Origin of the sequence: Agromyces mariniharenae, from assembly GCF_008122505.1 — a bacterium.
Taxonomy (GTDB): domain Bacteria; phylum Actinomycetota; class Actinomycetes; order Actinomycetales; family Microbacteriaceae; genus Agromyces; species Agromyces mariniharenae.
This window is the reverse complement of the sequence record NZ_VSSB01000001.1, coordinates 903,959-920,951: the sequence shown is the minus strand read 5'-3', so window position 1 is coordinate 920,951 and position 16,993 is coordinate 903,959. Positions and strand designations below refer to the sequence as shown.

General features: G+C 70.5%; 17 protein-coding genes. 10 read left to right on the top strand and 7 right to left on the bottom strand.

Annotation, left to right across the window (positions count from 1 at the left end; translation table 11 throughout):
- Positions 1–19 precede the first annotated feature (19 nt).
- Entirely contained in the window at positions 20–832 is an 813-nt protein-coding gene (locus FYC51_RS04255) for a hypothetical protein (protein ID WP_148732411.1), read from the top strand.
- A 75-nt stretch (positions 833–907) separates the two neighbouring features.
- Here the strand turns inward: FYC51_RS04255 and FYC51_RS04250 are convergent, their stop codons facing one another.
- The gene (locus FYC51_RS04250; RefSeq protein WP_148732410.1) at positions 908–2,227 is read right to left on the bottom strand and encodes an MFS transporter; all 1,320 of its coding nucleotides are present in this window, start codon (positions 2,225–2,227) and stop codon (positions 908–910) included.
- A gap of 478 nt (positions 2,228–2,705) precedes the next feature.
- Between FYC51_RS04250 and FYC51_RS04240 the strand changes: the two genes are divergently transcribed.
- Entirely contained in the window at positions 2,706–3,179 is a 474-nt protein-coding gene (locus FYC51_RS04240; RefSeq protein ID WP_148732409.1) for an NUDIX hydrolase, read from the top strand.
- A gap of 76 nt (positions 3,180–3,255) precedes the next feature.
- Here the strand turns inward: FYC51_RS04240 and FYC51_RS04235 are convergent, their stop codons facing one another.
- The 4 genes from FYC51_RS04235 to FYC51_RS04220 form a co-directional block, all read right to left on the bottom strand.
- Positions 3,256–3,654 (bottom strand): DUF1801 domain-containing protein, encoded by a 399-nt coding sequence (locus FYC51_RS04235; protein WP_148732408.1) that lies wholly within the window; start codon positions 3,652–3,654, stop codon positions 3,256–3,258.
- Positions 3,655–3,659: 5 nt separating this feature from the next.
- Positions 3,660–4,235, bottom strand: coding sequence for a GNAT family N-acetyltransferase (locus tag FYC51_RS04230; RefSeq protein ID WP_148732407.1), 576 nt, complete (start codon positions 4,233–4,235; stop codon positions 3,660–3,662).
- A 55-nt stretch (positions 4,236–4,290) separates the two neighbouring features.
- On the bottom strand, positions 4,291–4,692 hold the full coding sequence (locus tag FYC51_RS04225) for a cupin domain-containing protein (protein WP_238476206.1): 402 nt from the start codon (positions 4,690–4,692) through the stop codon (positions 4,291–4,293).
- Between the two features lie 125 nt (positions 4,693–4,817).
- On the bottom strand, positions 4,818–5,861 hold the full coding sequence (locus FYC51_RS04220; protein ID WP_187432486.1) for a LacI family DNA-binding transcriptional regulator: 1,044 nt from the start codon (positions 5,859–5,861) through the stop codon (positions 4,818–4,820).
- A 193-nt stretch (positions 5,862–6,054) separates the two neighbouring features.
- Here FYC51_RS04220 and FYC51_RS04215 point away from each other — a divergent pair, with 193 nt between their 5' ends.
- From FYC51_RS04215 to rpmJ, 6 genes are all read left to right on the top strand, one after another.
- Positions 6,055–8,160, top strand: a complete 2,106-nt coding sequence (locus tag FYC51_RS04215) for a beta-galactosidase (RefSeq protein ID WP_148732405.1) — start codon at positions 6,055–6,057, stop codon at positions 8,158–8,160.
- A 92-nt stretch (positions 8,161–8,252) separates the two neighbouring features.
- Positions 8,253–9,605 carry an ABC transporter substrate-binding protein gene (locus FYC51_RS04210; protein ID WP_238476205.1) on the top strand — a complete coding sequence of 451 codons (1,353 nt, stop codon included), beginning with the start codon at positions 8,253–8,255 and terminating at the stop codon, positions 9,603–9,605.
- 81 nt (positions 9,606–9,686) lie between these two features.
- Positions 9,687–10,646, top strand: a complete 960-nt coding sequence (locus FYC51_RS04205) for a carbohydrate ABC transporter permease (protein WP_238476204.1) — start codon at positions 9,687–9,689, stop codon at positions 10,644–10,646.
- The gene (locus FYC51_RS04200; protein WP_148732404.1) at positions 10,643–11,572 is read left to right on the top strand and encodes a carbohydrate ABC transporter permease; all 930 of its coding nucleotides are present in this window, start codon (positions 10,643–10,645) and stop codon (positions 11,570–11,572) included. Before FYC51_RS04205 ends, FYC51_RS04200 begins: the two co-directional genes overlap by 4 nt.
- The gene (locus FYC51_RS04195; protein ID WP_148732403.1) at positions 11,569–13,593 is read left to right on the top strand and encodes a beta-galactosidase; all 2,025 of its coding nucleotides are present in this window, start codon (positions 11,569–11,571) and stop codon (positions 13,591–13,593) included. The genes FYC51_RS04200 and FYC51_RS04195 overlap by 4 nt, the downstream gene beginning before the upstream one ends.
- Positions 13,594–13,667: 74 nt before the next feature.
- Positions 13,668–13,790 carry a 50S ribosomal protein L36 gene (rpmJ, locus tag FYC51_RS04190; protein ID WP_148732402.1) on the top strand — a complete coding sequence of 41 codons (123 nt, stop codon included), beginning with the start codon at positions 13,668–13,670 and terminating at the stop codon, positions 13,788–13,790.
- A 109-nt stretch (positions 13,791–13,899) separates the two neighbouring features.
- Here rpmJ and FYC51_RS04185 read toward each other — a convergent pair whose 3' ends face one another.
- A complete protein-coding gene (locus FYC51_RS04185; protein ID WP_148732401.1) occupies positions 13,900–14,700 on the bottom strand; it encodes an alpha/beta fold hydrolase in 801 nt (266 codons plus the stop codon).
- Between the two features lie 106 nt (positions 14,701–14,806).
- Here FYC51_RS04185 and FYC51_RS04180 point away from each other — a divergent pair, with 106 nt between their 5' ends.
- Together FYC51_RS04180 and FYC51_RS04175 are read left to right on the top strand one after the other, a co-directional pair.
- Positions 14,807–15,478 carry a TetR/AcrR family transcriptional regulator gene (locus tag FYC51_RS04180; RefSeq protein WP_148732400.1) on the top strand — a complete coding sequence of 224 codons (672 nt, stop codon included), beginning with the start codon at positions 14,807–14,809 and terminating at the stop codon, positions 15,476–15,478.
- Between the two features lie 106 nt (positions 15,479–15,584).
- Complete coding sequence (locus FYC51_RS04175) at positions 15,585–15,953, top strand: nuclear transport factor 2 family protein (protein ID WP_148732399.1); 369 nt, start codon at positions 15,585–15,587, stop codon at positions 15,951–15,953.
- A 57-nt stretch (positions 15,954–16,010) separates the two neighbouring features.
- Here the strand turns inward: FYC51_RS04175 and FYC51_RS04170 are convergent, their stop codons facing one another.
- Complete coding sequence (locus tag FYC51_RS04170) at positions 16,011–16,889, bottom strand: CPBP family intramembrane glutamic endopeptidase (RefSeq protein ID WP_148732398.1); 879 nt, start codon at positions 16,887–16,889, stop codon at positions 16,011–16,013.
- Positions 16,890–16,993: the final 104 nt, after the last annotated feature.

Here is a 16,993-nt window from a genome sequence, read left to right as displayed (position 1 = left end):
CGTCGTGGGGGTGGGACGCATGGAGATCTGCTCGTACGACGACACCGAGGCGATCGCAGAAGCCGTCGGCGTGATCCGCGCCGGCGGGGTGGTCGGCACGCATTTCGGCACGGTGTTCGGGCTCCTGGTCGATGGGAGCCACGCGGGCGTGGCCGACGAGATCATGGCGATCAAGGGCGCGGCGCGGGGGCACAAGCCGCTCGCCGTCGCCACTCGGCCGGGGCGGTTCGTCGAGCTCATCGACGTCGCGTCGCTGCCGCACGACGTTCGTCGCCTCACCGAGGAGTCGTGGTTCGTCGACCGGCTGGCCGGCATGGTGGCCGTGCGAGCCCCCGCGGCACCGGCGATGGCCATCCCCGAGCACCTCGTCTCGGAGGTGGACGGGCGCCGCTGGGTACAGGTGTTCGACCCGCTGCGGATGCCCGGGGCATCCGACCTCATCTCGGCGATGTGGGACGCCGGCGTCGACTGGGTCGCCGGGACGTCGATGAACGAGAGCGGCCAGCCCGAGATCGTCGACCTCGAGGACGCCGTCGACTTCGCCGAGCGCCACGGGCTGGCGCTGCTGTTCCAGCCCGCGGCCATGCACGAGGCATCCGGTTCGCTGCCGATCCTCCAGCTCGACCCCGCGGGGCTGCGGCTCGACCGGCAGGGCATCATCGCGCACGCCGACCTCGAACGCGCGATCGGGGAGTCGATCGACGCGTCGCAGGCGATCCCGGCGCACTTCCCGCCCATGGCGGTGCCGCCCGCACTCCTCGACGGGCTCGACCCTGCCCACGCGACGGCCGAGCTGCTGCGGCTGCTGTACCCGCTGTACCGCTCGGCCTGACACCGCCAGGCCCGACACGCGACGAGCGGATGCCCCGCAGGGGAGGCATCCGCTCGTCGGCCGTGTGTCGGCGACCTACGCGTGCAGGTCGACGCCCTTCGGCTCCTTCACCAGCGAGACGCCGATGAGCGAGACGACCGCGGCGATCGCGATGTAGACGCCGATCGTCCAGGACTGCCCGGTCGCGCCCATGAGGGCCTCGGCGATCATCGGCGCGAACGCGCCGCCGAGGATCGCGCCGAGCGCGTAGCCGATCGAGACGCCCGAGTAGCGCACGTTCGCCGGGAACATCTCGGCGTAGAGCGATGCCTGCGGGCCGTACGAGAGGCCGAGGCCGAACGTCATCACGAACAGCGCGACGAAGTACCAGACGATGTTCCCGGTGTCGATGAGGAACCACATCGGCACGGCCCACAGCGCCAGGAACCCGTAGCCGATCTGGAACGTGCGCACCCGGCCGAGGCGGTCGGAGATCGCGCCGCCCCACAGGGTGAAGATGAGCCAGCCGAACGACGCGAGGGCCGTCGCGAGGAGCACCGTGGGCCGGTCCATCTCGAGCACCGAGACCGCGTAGGTCGCGAAGAACGCGATCAGCAGGTAGCCCGCCGCGTTGTTGCCGATGAAGATGATGGCCGTGAGGACGACGTTCTTGGTGTTGTGGCGGAAGAGCTGGCCGAGCGGAGCCGACGACTCCTTGCGGCGACGCAGGAGGTCCTCGAAGATCGGGCTCTCCTCGACCGCGCGGCGGATCACGTAGCCGACGACGATCAGCACGATCGACAGCAGGAACGGGATGCGCCAGCCCCACTCCATGAACGCCTCGGGCGACATGGACGAGGTGAGGATGAACAGCGTCGAGGTCGCGAGGATCATGCCGACCGGCACGCCGATCTGCGGGAACGCGCCGAAGAAGCCGCGCTTCCGGTCGGGGGCGTGCTCGACGGCCATGAGCGCCGCACCACCCCACTCGCCGCCCGCCGAGAACCCCTGCAGGATGCGGAGCAGGATCAGCAGGATCGGAGCGGCGATGCCGATCGCGGCATACGTCGGCAGGAAGCCGATGAGTGCGGTCGAGATGCCCATCATGATGAGCGTGAAGACCAGCATCTTCTTGCGGCCGAGCTTGTCGCCGAGGTAGCCGGCGACCACGGCGCCGAGCGGGCGGAAGAGGAACGAGATGCCGATCGTGGCGAACGACAGCACCTGCGCGAGCCCGGGGTTGGACTCGGCGACCGGGGCGAGGAAGAGCGGGGCGAGCACGAGGCCGGCGGCCTGCGCGTAGATGAAGAAGTCGTACCACTCGATGGACGTGCCCACGAGCGTGCCGGCGAGGACCTTGCGTTCCTCGCGGGTGACGCTCCCGGTGCGTTCCTGTTCCTGGACAGATGTCGACATGCGAACTCCGTTGTTCTGATGCTTGCGGGTAGGGGACCGGCACTGGGGTGGTGCGCCGCAATTCCTGACCGATCGTTCGGTCAGGTGTTCGACCATAGCGCATGGATGACGCATTCCGGAAGTGCGGCGCGACGAACGGCCGCGTCCGTGCGGTGAACGGTCGAGGCATCCGGATGCTGCGGCGACGTCGAACCGGCGCAGCTGCAGGTCCCGATCGCTGGAACTGCGCATCTTCGACGGATCGATCGTGTCGCCGCACAGGACGCCCGTGCCATGCGGCGGGCGATCGACGACGCCAGGGCGCGCGGCGCCGCGCTCGTGCAGCTCACGTCCGACGCGCGGCGCACCGACGCCCGCCGCTTCTCCGAGCGCCTCGGCTTCGAGCCGTCGCACGTGGGGTTCGAGCTGTTCCTCTGGGCGTCGGTCGCGAGCCGCGGATGCCCCGTGGCATCCGCTCGCCGTCGCCTAGGGTCGAGGCATGCCCACGCCCGATTTCGTGCTCGAACTCCGCCGCCACGTCGGCACCCTCCCGCTCTCGCTCGTGGGCGTGACCGCGGTCATCCTGCGCGGCGACGAGGTGCTGCTCGGGCGGCGCTCCGACAACGGCGCCGTGACGCCCGTCACCGGCATCGTCGATCCCGGCGAGGAGCCGGCGGATGCCGCGCGGCGCGAGGCGTTCGAGGAGGCGGGCGTGCGCATCCGCGTCGACCACCTCGCGTGGGTGCACCAGATCCCGCGGATCACCTACGAGAACGGCGACCAGGCCGACTACCTCGACCTGACCTTCCGGTGCATGTGGCTCGAGGGCGAGCCGTTCCCCGCCGACGGCGAGATGACCGAGGTGGGCTGGCACCCCCTCGGCGACCTGCCCGCGATGAGCGACGAGCAGCGGCGGCGCATCGCGGCGGCGGTCGACGGGCAGGGCGCCGCGAGCTTCGAGGGCGGCGCCTGAGGGCGGCGCCTCGAGCGGCGCCTCAGGGGTGTGCATCGCGGCGGCGCTTCAGGGGCGTCGGGTCGGTGCAGCGACGTCAGGCGCCGGGCTCGAAGGCGAGCCACGCGCGGATGACCTCGACGGTCGCCGCGCGGGCCGCGGTGTCGTCGGCGGCCGGCGCCGTGAGGCTCGCCCGGATGTCGGAGTGCCACGTGAGCAGCCCGTCGGGATCGCCGTCGAACGCGGAGCCGCCGCCGGCCTGCTCTGCGCGCGCCGTGCCGAAGTGCAGGATGAGGCGCACCGGACCGCGCCCGGCCGCGTTCACGGTGAGCCGGTCGACGCCGTCGAGCACGTAGTTCGGCGAGTTCCACTTCACCGTCTCGACGAGCTGCGGGTCGGCCTCGCGCACGATCGATCGCAGCACGTCGACCTCGGCCCGCCGTGCTGGATCCTGGGCGGCGAGGAACTCCTCGACGGTGCGGAATCGATCGGCCATGCGCGTCAGCCCAGGTCGAGTCGCATGAGCACCCGGGGGAAGCCGTTGAGCACCGAGTCGGTGTCGGCCGCCTTCGTGAATCCGGCGGCCTCGAACAGTCGGCGCGTGCCCACGTAGGCCATGGTGAGGTCGACCTTCTCGCCGTGGTTGTCGACGGGGTAGCCCTCGACCGCCGGGGCGCCGTGCTCGCGCGCGAACCGCACCGCGCCCTCGAGCAGCTGGTGGGAGATGCCCTCGCCGCGGTGTCCGGGGCGCACGCGGATGCACCACACCGACCAGACGTCGAGGCCGTCGATGTGCGGGATCTTGCGGTTCGTGGCGAAGCTCGTGTCGGCGCGCGGATGCACGCCCGCCCAGCCGACGACCTCGTCGCCGTCGTACGCGAGCACGCCCGGCGGCGGATCCTGTCGCACCAGCTGCTTCACGCGCTCGCCGCGATCAGGACCCTTCAGCGACAGGTTCTCCTTCGACGACGTGAGTCGATAGCTCAGGCACCAGCACACGTTGGCGTCGGGCCGCTTGGGCCCGACCACCGCACGCACGTCGACGAACCTCGTCGCCGGCCGCACCTGGATCCCCATACCGCCACCCTGCCAGCGGCCGCCGACACCGGCAACGGGGTGGACGACCGCCGCCCTACTCCTCGGCCCAGGTCTGGACGATGACATCGGACGCGTGGATGCAGAGCACCCGGAGCGGCCCGGTGCCGGCGTTCTTGAACCCGTGCCACACGCCAGCGGGCACCGTCGAGGTGTCGCCCGCGTTCGCGATGAGCTCGTGGTCGCCGATGGTGATGCGCGCGGTGCCCTCGATGACGACCCAGGTCTCGGCGTAGGGGTGCCAGTGCAGGCCGGGTCCCTCGCCGGGGTCGTTGTCGACGTAGAAGTACGAGATCCCCGCGCCGTGGTCGCGACCCACGAACCGGCGCGTGCGCCCGGAGCCGAGGCGCAGGGAGTCGCCGGACACGATCACGGGTTCGGTCGGGGGTGTCATCGTGGGGGCCATGGTGAGCTCGGTGGAATAGGTCGCACTCGTCATCGGATGCCTCGATTCGGTCGTAGGGGAGCCGTCCCGGGGTCCACTGTGGCGGATGCCGCCACCGAAGTCGACCCGCCCCGCCGAAGGCTCGGCCGGAGCGAGTCGCACCTGCGACTGACGCCTCCTCAGGCGGATGCCGGCCCCGACGATCGCCGCACGACGAGCTCGGGCGGGGGCACGTCGATCGCGCGGACCTCGGTGCGCTCGATCCGCGCGAGCAGCGTGAGCAGGGTCTGGCGCCCCCGGCTCTCGAAGTCGATGCGCACGGTGGTGAGCGGCGGGTCGTAGTACGCGGCCTCGGGGATGTCGTCGATCCCGACGACGCTCACGTCCTCGGGAACGCGGAGCCCGCGCTCCTTCAGGGCGAGCATCGCCCCGAGCGCCGTCTGGTCGTTGGCCGCGAGGATCGCCGTGGCGGGGACCTCGGGGAGCGACCGGACGGCCTCGTAGCCCGACCTCGCCGACCAGTCGCCGGCGAGGATGCCCGCCGACGCGAGACCGGCGCGTTCCACGCCCGCCTCGAAGGCGAGAATCCGGTTGCGACTCGCCGACCAGTTGCCCGGGCCCGCGATGTGGAGCAGCCTGCGGTGGCCCAGGTCCGCGAGGTGGTCGATGAGCGCCGGGATGCCGACCCCGGTGAGGTCCGACGGATGCCCCGTGACGGCGTCGTCGGCCTCGGTGTGGACGTACGCGGGAACGCGGAACTCGCTCGTCTCGAACGCCCGCGTCATCTCGTCGGTGTTCGAGAGCGCCAGCACGCCCGCGAGGTCGTGCTGGGTGAGCAGGTCCAGCGACTCCTCGATCGCCCGCGGATTGCGCGCGTCGAGCGAGATGAGGTCGAGCACGTAGCCGGCCTCGCGCGCGGCCGCGCTCGCACCCTCGGCGACGCGGCTCGGTCCCACCTGGGAGAGGTCGTGGGTGAGCGCGCCGATGCGGTGGGAGCGACCCGACTTGAGACTGCGTGCCGTCAGGTTGGGGCGGTAGTCGAGTTCGCCGAGCGCGCGCTCGACGCGTTCCCTGGTCGCGGGGCGGATGCCCTCGAAGCCCTTGAGGAAGCGGCTGACCGTCTGGTGCGAGACGCCGGCGGCCTGCGCGACGTCGTAGATCGTCGCGGGCTTGTGGGGCGGTGCGCCCGGCGTCCGCTCCGCCGAGGCCGTGCTCTCGCTCATATCCCCCGATCCTCCCCGAATCACGTGCGGCATCACGACACCCGGAACGAGGGCCATTCGTCACGATGCCGAAATGTTGCTTGACAAGACGATGTTATCGGCAACATTCTGGATTCCGTCAGATGTTGTCGAAAACATCCTGACTTCGCAGACCCAGGGTCACCCGGCTCGCCGACAACGGAGTACGCAGCAGATGCCTTCCCCCCAGCCCGCACCGTTCCCGAGCGGCATCCTCTTCGGAGCCGCCTACTACGCCGAGTACCACCGCGATGAGCGCACCGAGACCGACCTCGACCTCATGCAGGAGGCGGGCTTCACGGTGATCCGCGTGGGGGAGTCGGTGTGGTCGACGTGGGAGCCGCGCGACGGGGAGTTCGACCTCGACTGGCTGGCGCCGGTGCTCGACGGCGCGCATGAGCGGGGGATCTCGGTCATCCTCGGCACGCCGACGTACGCGGTGCCGCCGTGGCTGCAGACGGCCCATCCCGAGATCGCCGGCGAGGTCCGCACCGGGGAGCCGATGCCGTGGGGCGCCCGCCAGGAGGTGGACTACTCGCACCCGGCGTTCCGGTTCCACGCTGAGCGCGTGATCCGCGCCGTCGTCGCCCGCTACGCCGACCACCCGGCCGTGATCGGCTACCAGGTCGACAACGAGCCGGGCATGCTGCTCTTCCACAACCGCGGAACGTTCCAGCGCTTCGTGCGTCGGCTGAAGGCGCAGTACGGCGACGTCGAGACGTTGAACCGCGAGTGGGGCCTCACCTACTGGTCGCACCGCCTGTCGGACTGGTCCGACCTGTGGACGCCCGACGGCAACACGCTGCCGCAGTACGACCTCGCGTGGCGGCGCTACCAGGCCGACCTCACGACCGAGTTCATCGCCTGGCAGGCCTCGCTCGTACGCGAGTACGCACGGCCCGGGCAGTTCGTCACGACCTGCATCGCCTACCCGCGCCCGGCCCTCGCCGACGAGCAGCTCGTCGAGGCGATCGACGTGACCGCCGGCAACCCGTACTACGCGATGCAGGACCACCTCGACGCCACCCTCGACCTCGAGCCGGTCACGCCGTGGACCACCTCGGGCGTCGCGGCGCTGCTCCGCCAGGCCGACCGCATGTACTCCTCCAAACAGTCCCGGTTCCTCGTGACCGAGACCGACGCGCAGTCGATCGGCGGACCCGAGTTCAACCTCCCGCCGTACCCCGGCCAGCTCAGGCAGGCGGCGTTCGCGTTCATCTCACGCGGCGCGGCCATGATCGAGTACTGGCACTGGCACACCCTGCCCTACGGCACCGAGACCTATTGGGGCGGCGTCCTGCCGCACAGCCTGGAGCCCGGTCGCGTCTACCACGAGCTCGCCGGCGTGGGCGCCGACCTCGGCGCCATCGGCGACGCCCTCGACGGGTACCAGCCCGACGCCGACGTCGCGATCCTGTGGTCGAACGACAGCCGGTTCGCGCTCGAGTTCTTCCCGCCGCTCGCGACCGCCGACGGCACGCCCGACCGCACGGCGTACCAGCGCATCGTCGACGCGTTCCATCGGGGCGTCGTCGACGCGGGCGCGCAGTCCCGCATCGTGCACGTCGCCCAGGCGAACGACCTCGGCGCCGCGGAGCTCGCGAGCCGGTTCCCGGTGCTCGTCGCACCGGCGCTGTACGCGGCATCCGATGCCGACCTCGACCTGCTCCGCGACTACGCGGCCGCCGGCGGGCACCTCATCGTCGGCATCCGCACGGGCTACGGCGACGAGGAGGCCCGGGCACGGGTCGAGGTCGCCCCCGCGCGACTCGCCGACGCGGCCGGCGTGCACTACGACGAGTTCTCCAACCTGCGCCACGACCTCGCGGTGGCCGCGACCGCGCCGTTCGAGGCATCCGGTGGCGCCGTCGCCCGGTTGTGGGCCGACGGCCTCATCGTCGACGGGGCCGACGTGCTCGCACGCTACGAGCACCCGCGCTTCGGCGACTTCCCCGCGATCACGACGAACGCGCACGGCTCGGGCCGCATCACCGTCGTGGGCACGGTGCCGTCGCCCGAGCTCGCCGCCGACCTCGTGCGGTGGGCCGCGCCGTCGCCCATCGCCGACGAGCTCGCCGTCGACCGCGCACTGCCCGTCACCGTGGCGTCCGGCTCCCTGCCCGACGGCCGCCGCGCCTGGTTCGTCTTCAACTGGAGCTGGGCCGAGACGACCATCACCCTCGACCGCGACGTCACCGACGCGGTCTCCGCCGCCGCGCACGCGGCCGGCACCGAACTCCCGCTCGCTGCATGGTCGACGCTGACCCTCATCGACGGGTGAGGCGACCGGCGACGCCGGTCACCACCGAACCGAATACCGAACAGACACGCACCACCAGTACAGGCAAGCACCACCAGAGGAAGAAGAAGGACATGAGGAAGACACCAAGAGCAGCACTGGCGCTGGGCGCCGGCGCATTCGTCACGGCACTGGTCCTCTCCGGCTGCACTCCCGGCGGCGGGAACGACGGCGGCCAGACCGAGCCGATCACCGACGAGCAGCGCGAGGAGGCGCTCAACACGCCCACCGAGCTCACCTTCTGGACCTGGGTCCCCGACATCGAGAACGAGGTGAAGCTCTTCGAGGAGCAGTACCCCGCGATCGACGTCAAGGTCGAGAACGTCGGCCAGGGCCTGCCGCACTACCAGAAGCTCCGCAGCGCCATCGAGGCGGGCGAGGGCGCACCGGATGTCGCGCAGATCGAGTACCAGTACATCCCGTCGTTCGTGCTCCCCGAGTCCCTGCTCGACCTGACGCCCTACGGCGGCGACGATCTCTCGGGCGACTTCGTCGACTGGGCCTGGAACCAGGTCTCGCCCGACGAGGAGGTGTGGGCGGTGCCGCAGGACGTCGGCCCCATGGGCAACCTCTATCGCGAGGACCTGCTCGCGGCGGCCGGCATCACCGAGCCGCCCGCCACCTGGGACGACTACGCGACGGCCGCGAAGGCGGTGAAGGATGCCACGGGGTCCTACATCTCCAACGTCGGCGCCACCCAGGCCGGCCAGATGATCGGCTTCTTCTGGCAGCGCGGGGTCAAGCCGTTCGGGTACGACGGCCAGGAGACCGTGCGGATCGCCGTCAACAGCGACGAGGCCAAGGAGGTCGCGACCTACTGGACCGACCTGATCCAGCAGGACCTCATCTCGACCGACGTCGACTTCAACGACCAGTGGTACCAGGGCCTCGCGAACGGCAAGTACGCCGGGTGGCTCACCGCGGCCTGGGGGCCGATCTTCCTCCAGGGCACGGCCGAGACCACTTCGGGCCTGTGGCGCGCGGCGCCGCTGCCGCAGTGGGATGCCGGTGAGGAGGTCTCGGGCAACTGGGGCGGCTCGTCGGACGCGGTGCTCGCCTCGAGCGAGAACCCGATCGCGGCCTACGAGCTCGCGAAGTTCATCAACACCGACCAGGCGTCCGCGATGATGCTGGCGACGGAGCAGTTCCTGTTCCCGCCGCAGGTCTCGGTGCTCGAGGACCCGACCTTCGCCGACCAGGAGTCGGAGTTCTACGGCGGCCAGCAGGTGAACAAGCTGTTCGCCGAGATCTCGACGACCGTGGACACCGACTTCCAGTGGCTGCCGTTCATGGACTACGTGTACTCCAGCTACGAGGAGACGATGGGCACGGTGATCGCCGACAAGGGCGACATCGCGGCCGCCCTCGACACGTGGCAGGACCAGCTCGTGAAGTACGCGGAGGACCAGGGCTTCACCGTCGAGTGAGCCCGCGGGGCGTCCGCCGCACGGCAACGGCGGACGCCCCGTCACCTTCCCCCGTCCACCATCAAGAGTCAGGAGCCTGCCGTGTCGTCATCCTCGGCGCTCACCGTCGAGCGCCCCACCGCCACAGCACCGCCGAGACGCCATGGGTCTACGACCAAGCGCAAGCAGAACGTCGCGGCCTACCTGTTCATCCTCCCGTTCATGGTCGTGTTCATCGCGATGCTCATCGTGCCGCTGGCCTACGCGGGCTACCTCAGCCTCTTCGAGTCGAAGCTCATCGGCGGCGAGGTCTTCACCGGGCTCGGCAACTACGTCCGAGCGCTCACCGACCCGAACTTCCTCGGGAGCCTCGGCCGGGCCGTCCTGTTCTTCATCATCCAGGTGCCGATCATGCTCGCCCTGTCGCTGTTCTTCGCGCTCGCGCTCGACAGCCGGCGGGCGCGCGGCTCGAAGGCCATCCGCCTGCTGATCTTCATGCCCTACGCGGTGCCGGCCGTGGTCGCCACCCTCATGTGGGGCTACCTCTACGGCCCCGACTTCGGCCCGATCGCCCAGGTCTCGCGCGCGATCGGACTCGGGACGCCCGAGTTCCTGACCCCGGAGACGATCCTCTACTCGATGATGAACATCGTCACGTGGGAGTTCATCGGCTACAACATGATCATCATGTACGCCGCGCTGCGGTCGATCCCGTCGGAGCTCTACGAGGCGGCCGAGATCGACGGCGCGGGGCAGTTCCGGGTGGCGTGGAGCGTGAAGATCCCGTCGATCCGACCGGCGATCCTGCTGACCGTGATCTTCTCGGTGATCGGCACGTTCCAGCTCTTCAGCGAGCCCAGCCTGCTCAACGCGATCGCGGGCAATGCGATCACGAACGACATCCTGCCGAACTACTACGCGTACAACGTGGCGTTCATCAACCAGGAGATCAACTACGCCGCGGCACTCGCATTCCTCCTCGGGATCGTGATCGCCGTGGTCTCGTACATCGTCCAGCTCAGCGCCGAGCGTCGCGAGCGTCGTGAAAGGAACTGGACATGACCGACCTCGACACCCGAGCCGCCGTGACCATCGGCGACGCGACGGGCAATCGACGCCGTGCCGGCCGGCCCTACGTGCCGGAGAAGCGCCGGAGCATACTGCTCACGGTGGTGCTCTGGCTCTGCGTGCTGTACTTCGTGCTCCCGCTGTGGTGGCTGTTCGTCTCGTCGACGAAGTCGAACGCGGCGCTGTTCTCCACCTTCGGCCTCTGGTTCGGCGGCGACTTCTCGCTGCTCGAGAACCTGCAGACGCTGTTCACGGTGCGAGACGGCATCTACCTGCGGTGGGTGCTCAACACGATCGTGTACGCGCTCGTGTCGGCGACCGGCGCGACGCTCCTCGCGGCGATGGCGGGCTACGCATTCGCGAAGTTCGACTTCCCCGGGCGCAAGGCGCTGTTCAGCGTCACGCTGGGCGCGATCATGATCCCGCTCACCGCGCTGGCGATCCCGACCTACCTGCTGTTCGCATCGGCCGGCCTCACGGACACCCCCTGGGCGATCATCATCCCGTCGTTCGTGAGTCCGTTCGGCGTCTACCTGATGCGCGTGTACTCGGCCGACGCGATCGACGACAGCCTCATCGAGGCGGCGCGCGTCGACGGGGCGGGGGAGTTCCGCATCTTCTGGCAGGTCGGCCTGCGCCTGCTGGGACCGGGACTCGTCACCGTGTTCCTGTTCTCGCTCGTCGGCACCTGGAACAACTACTTCCTGCCCCTGATCATGCTGAACAGCTCGGAGCTCTACCCGCTCACGGTCGGCCTCGCGCAGATCCAGGCGGCCGCGTCGGCGGGCGGCGGTGCACAGGCGCTGTTCTCCACGGTGATCACCGGGTCGTTCGTGGCCGTGGTGCCGCTCATCATCGCCTTCCTGTTCCTGCAGCGCTACTGGCAGAGCGGCCTGGCCACGGGGAGCGTGAAGGGATGAGCCTCACGTACGGCGGCGACTACAACCCCGAGCAATGGCCGCGAGACGTGTGGGACGAGGACGTGCGCCTCATGCAGCGCGGCGGGATCAACCTCGCCACGGTGGCCGTGTTCTCGTGGGCCCGCCTCGAGCCGCGTCCCGGCGAGTACGACTTCGCCTGGCTCGACGACGTGCTCGACACGCTGCACGCGGGCGGCATCCGCGTCGACCTCGCCACGGCCACCGCGTCGCCGCCGCCGTGGCTGGCGAAGCGGCATCCCGAGACCCTGCCCGTGACCGAGGACGGCGTGCGCTTGGCCGTCGGCAGCCGGCAGCAGTACTGCCCGAGCTCGCCGGTCTACCGCGAGCACGCGCGGCGCCTGGTCGAGCGCATGGTCGAGCGGTACGCGGGGCATCCTGCGCTCGAGCTCTGGCACGTCAACAACGAGTACGGATGCCACGTCAGCCGCTGCTACTGCGACGTGTCGGCCGCGGCGTTCCGCACCTGGCTCGAGGCGCGGTACGGCACGATCGAGGAGCTCAACCGCGCGTGGGGCACCGCGTTCTGGTCGCAGCGCTACGACGCGTTCGACGAGGTCGAGCCGCCGCGGGCCGCGCCGTCGTTCCGCAACCCGACGCAGCTGCTCGACTTCGACCGGTTCTCGAGCGACGAGCTGCTCGCCCTGCACCGGGCCGAGGTCGAGGTCATCCGCGCGGCATCCGACGTGCCGATCACGACGAACTTCATGGGCTTCTTCAAGCCCGTCGACTACTGGTCGTGGGCTCCGCACGTCGACATCGTGTCCGACGACACGTATCCCGACCCCGCCGATCCCGACTCGCCGGCGTACGCGGCGATGGTGCGCGATCTCATGCGCTCCCTCGGCGGCGGCGCGCCGTGGCTCCTCATGGAGCAGTCGCCGAGCGCCGTGAACTGGCGGCAGCGCAACGCGCCGAAGGCACCCGGCATGATGCGCGCGTGGTCGTACCAGTCGGTCGCGCGCGGGGCCGACGGCATCCTGTTCTTCCAGTGGCGGCAGTCGGCGGCCGGCTCGGAGAAGTTCCACTCGGGCATGGTGCCGCACGGCGGCACCGACACCCGGGTCTGGCACGAGATCGAGCAGCTCGGCGGCGAGCTGCGGCGGCTGTCGGAGCCCGCAGTCGGCCTCGAGGGCAGTCGCGTGCCGTCGAGCGTGGCCATCGCGCTCGACTGGGACAGCTGGTGGGCGATCGAGCAGCCCGCCTCGCCCACCTCGGTCTCGTACGTGCAGGCGCTCTTCGCGTGGCATCGCGCGTTCACGTCGCTCGGCCTCGCGGTCGACTTCGTTCGCGCCGACGGCGACCTCTCGGCCTACCGCGTCGTCGTCGCGCCCGCGCACTTCGTCGCGACCGACGCCCAGGTCGCGTCGCTCGCGGCGTTCGCCGAGGCGGGCGGCACGCTCGTCGTCGGCTTCGGCACGGCGATCACCGACGAGCACCTGCACGTGCGGCTCGGCGGCTACCTCGGCGAGCCGCTGCGTCGTGCGCTCGGCGTCTGGATCGAGGAGTTCGCACCGCCCGCCGCACCCGACCTCGGGGCGGTCGGCGGGGGAGCGGCGCCGACGGTCGCACTCGAGGGCGACGTGGTCGGCGGCGCGGCATCCGGTTCGGTGTGGGCAGAGGTCGTGCGTGTCGACGACGCCGAGACGCTCGCGACCTTCACCGAGGGCGCGCTCGCCGGGTGGCCCGCGGTGACCCGGCGCGACGTCGGTGAGGGCGATGGCGCCGCCTGGTACGTGGCGACCCTGCCCGACCGCGACGGACTCGCCCGGCTCGTGCCCCGGGTGCTCGAGGACGCCGGCGTCGCGGTGCCGCCGTCGCCGACCGCGTCGCCGTCACGCGCGGGCGACGTCGAGGTCGTGCGCCGGGGCGAGCTCACGTTCGTCATCAACCACGGGCCGGATGCCGCGGAGCTGCGCCTCGACGGCACCGACGTGCTGAGCGGGGCCGCGGCATCCGGTCTCGAACTGCCGTCGCAGGGGGTGGCGATCGTCCGCTCCTGATGCTCGGCTGGGGAATACCCGCGACCTCCCTCACGTTGTTGAGAATGGTTTTCGATAACGTAGAGGAGGTCCCCATGAAGGTACGCGCATCGATCAAGTCGCTCGCCGCCCAGCGTGGTGCGAAGGTGGTGCGTCGGCGCGGTCGCACGTTCGTGATCAACCCGTCGAACCCGCGCATGAAGGCCCGTCAGGGCTGACGCGGCGCCTCGAACGGCTCATCCGGTGCCCCGGTTCGATCGAACCGGGGCACCGCCGTGTCGGGGGTCGCGACGGCTGCAGCGGTCGATTGCGGCGTTCGGCCGCGCGTCACGCCCGCGTTCGGGCGACCGACGTCACGAACTCCGTGAGCTCCCGGGCCATGGCTCCGGGCTCCCACGAATGGTCGGCTCCCGGCACCTGGCGCCACCGGGCTCCCGGAACGGCCGCGACGATCGCCTCGGCCGCGCCGAACAGCTCGGGGAAGGTCTCCTCGCCGAGCAGCACCTCCACCGGCATCCTGAGGTCTCCGAGGAGGTCTCCGAGCGGCGCCGACTCGACCCAGGCGAGGGACGCGCCGTCGGCCCGGTAGCTCACGACCTGCGAGACATACAGCGGATAGTCGGGCGACCGCCGTGCGCCCTCGAGCCACTCGGGCGGCATGTCCTTCATGTAGTGCTCGAGCGCGCCCTCGAGGTCGCCCGAGTCGATCCGGCGCTCGACCTCGTCGGCCCACTCGCGGGCACCGCCGTCGACGGCGCCGAACGGCGGCTCCCAGAGCACGAGACCCGTGACCGGCAGGCCGCGTACCGCCGCCATCAGCGAGATGGAGCAGCCCGACGAGTGCCCGCAGAGCACGGCGCTGCCGCCGACGACCTCGATGAGCGCTTCGAGAGCGGCGAGGTCGCGGTCGAGGTCGATGCGCCCCTCGGCCGGGCTCTCGCCGCGGCCGAGGCGGTCGTAGACGACGGTCTGCACGCCCGTCTCGGCCATGAGCTCCGCCGTCTCGGTCGTCCAGGGGTCGATGGCGCGATACGGGCCCGCGCCCGCGACGAAGACCAGGGCGGGACCGGAGCCCCGGCGGTCGTAGGCGACGCGGTCGCCGGAGGTGGTGGTGACGTACTCGCTCATGCGCGGCATCCGTTCGTGTCGTGGTCGAACTCGAATCAAACTAGACCGTATAGTTCCGTTGTCGACGAGACTAGACTGATCAGTACTGGACGTCAAGGGAGGCTCGATGGCGAACGATACGGCGGCGAACGACACCGCGGGTGCGAGGCCCATCGGCCGCACCGAGCGGAAGCACCGCGCGATCCTCGAGGCGGCCGAGGAGATGTTCCTGGCGAGCGGCTACCTCGGCACCAACATGGACGAGCTCGCCGCGCGCTCCCAGGTATCGAAGCAGACGGTCTACAAGCACTTCGGCAGCAAGGAGGCGCTGTTCGTCGAGCTCGTGACCTCGATGACGGATGCCGCGGGCGATCGCGTGCACCGCGACGCCCTCGATCCCGCCGGCGTCGTCGACGTGCGCGCCTACCTCGAGGCGTACGCCGACCGGCAGCTCGAGATCGTGATGACGCCGCGGCTGCTCCAGCTCCGTCGGCTCGTGATCGGCGAGGTCGGCCGCTTCCCCGAGCTCGCCGAGGCGCTCCACGACCGCGGCCCGAAGCGGGCGATCGAGTCGCTCGCGGCGGTCTTCGCGCAGCTCGATGCGAGCGGTCGGCTGACCGTCGACGACCCGCTCGTCGCGGCGACGCACTTCAACTGGCTCGTCATGGGGGAGCCGGTCAACCGGGCGATGCTGCTCGGCGAGGGCAGCATCCCCGAGCCGGCGCAGCGACGGCGTCACGTGGCGGACGCGGTGCGCGTCTTCCTCGCCGCCTACGGTCCGCGCGCCGGCACGCGCTGAGCCGGGACGCCTTGCATCCGTGCTCGCGCCCGCGGAAGCTGCGCGCGTAGGCTGAGCGCATCATCATCCGCCGTAGCGCGGGATGCCGCGCGGGGAGGCAACAGCAATGGAGCTCACGACCGACCTCACGACCGAGAAGATCGCACGCGCATTCTCGAGCCATCGGTTCGACGTCGCGCTGCCGCATCTCGCCGACGACGTCGTCTGGACGCAGGTTGGTGAAAAGCCGTTGCTCGGCCGCAAGAAGGTGGAGAAGGCGTGCAAGGCCACGGCCCACGACCTCGCGGAGGTCACCACCGAGTTCCAGCGCTTCCGCACCGTGGTCGGCGAGGACAGCGTCGTGGTCGACAGCCTCGCCCGCTACAGCGAGGCCGACGGGAGCGTCTCGATCGTCGCCTCCTGCGACGTCTACGACTTCGTCGACGGGCGCATCAGCGAGATCGTCTCGTACACGGTCGAACTCCCCGAGTGGTGAGTTCGAGGGGCCGGATGCCGCGACGGCTCCGCCCCTCGGCTCACGCCCCACGGGTGCTCAGGCGGTCGTCGGCTGCGAATCCCGCTCCGCCTCCTCCGCCGAGGCGTGCCCGTGCGCGTTCCCGCGGATGAAGATGAGCAGCACGAACCCGGCGGCGATGAGGAGGAACGTGGCCGGACCCGCGAGCGCGAGCAGCGGGTTCTGCGACGCCGCGTTCGTCTCGTCGATGCCGCCGCTCGCGAGGAACGTCGTGGGGTCGGTCAGCGCGTGCAGGATGATCGGCCAGATGAGGTTGCCGGTCACGCGCAGCGTGAGGTACATCAGGATGCCGAACGCGAAGGTGTAGAGCAGGGTGAAGCCGACCGTCGCGATCGACTGTCCGGTGAACAGGTTCACGCTGTGCAGCACGGCGAAGATGAGCGTCGACAGCGCGGCGACGACCCACTCGTTGTAGCCGCACCGGCGCAGGAGCGTCACGGCGAGGCCGCGCGTGAGGAGCTCCTCGGAGAGGCCGATGAACGCTCCGGCGACGAACGTCATCGCGATCACGCCGGCCGAGTAGGCGCCGTAATCGATCCCGAAGAGCCGCAGCAGGATCGGGATCGCCACGACGACCGGCGCGATCCACATCCACCATCGGCCCGTCACCGGCTGGCGGGCGAACAGCGGCTTCGGCAGCCAGCCGATCGACCACGCGAACGCGAGCAGCACCACCGAGCCGAGGACGACCGGGAGGGCGAGGGCGACGAAGACGCTGCCGGGCGTCGCGAACACGTCCCGGGGGTCGACGACACCCTGCGTGAACGGCAGCGCCGTGAAGGGCAGCAGCTGGTACACCGCGAGGTAGACGACCGCCAGCCCGAACGCCTTCCACCAGCCGCCTCGGTTCCAGAACGCCTTCCAGCCCGAGGTGCGTGCGGTGGTCGTGTCGGTCATCGTTCCCCCTGATGTCGCCGTCGGCGGCCGTCTCGTGACGGATGCCCCGCTCTCACGGTAGTGGTGCGAGCACGCACGGCGTGGACCCCGACGGGTGTCGTGCT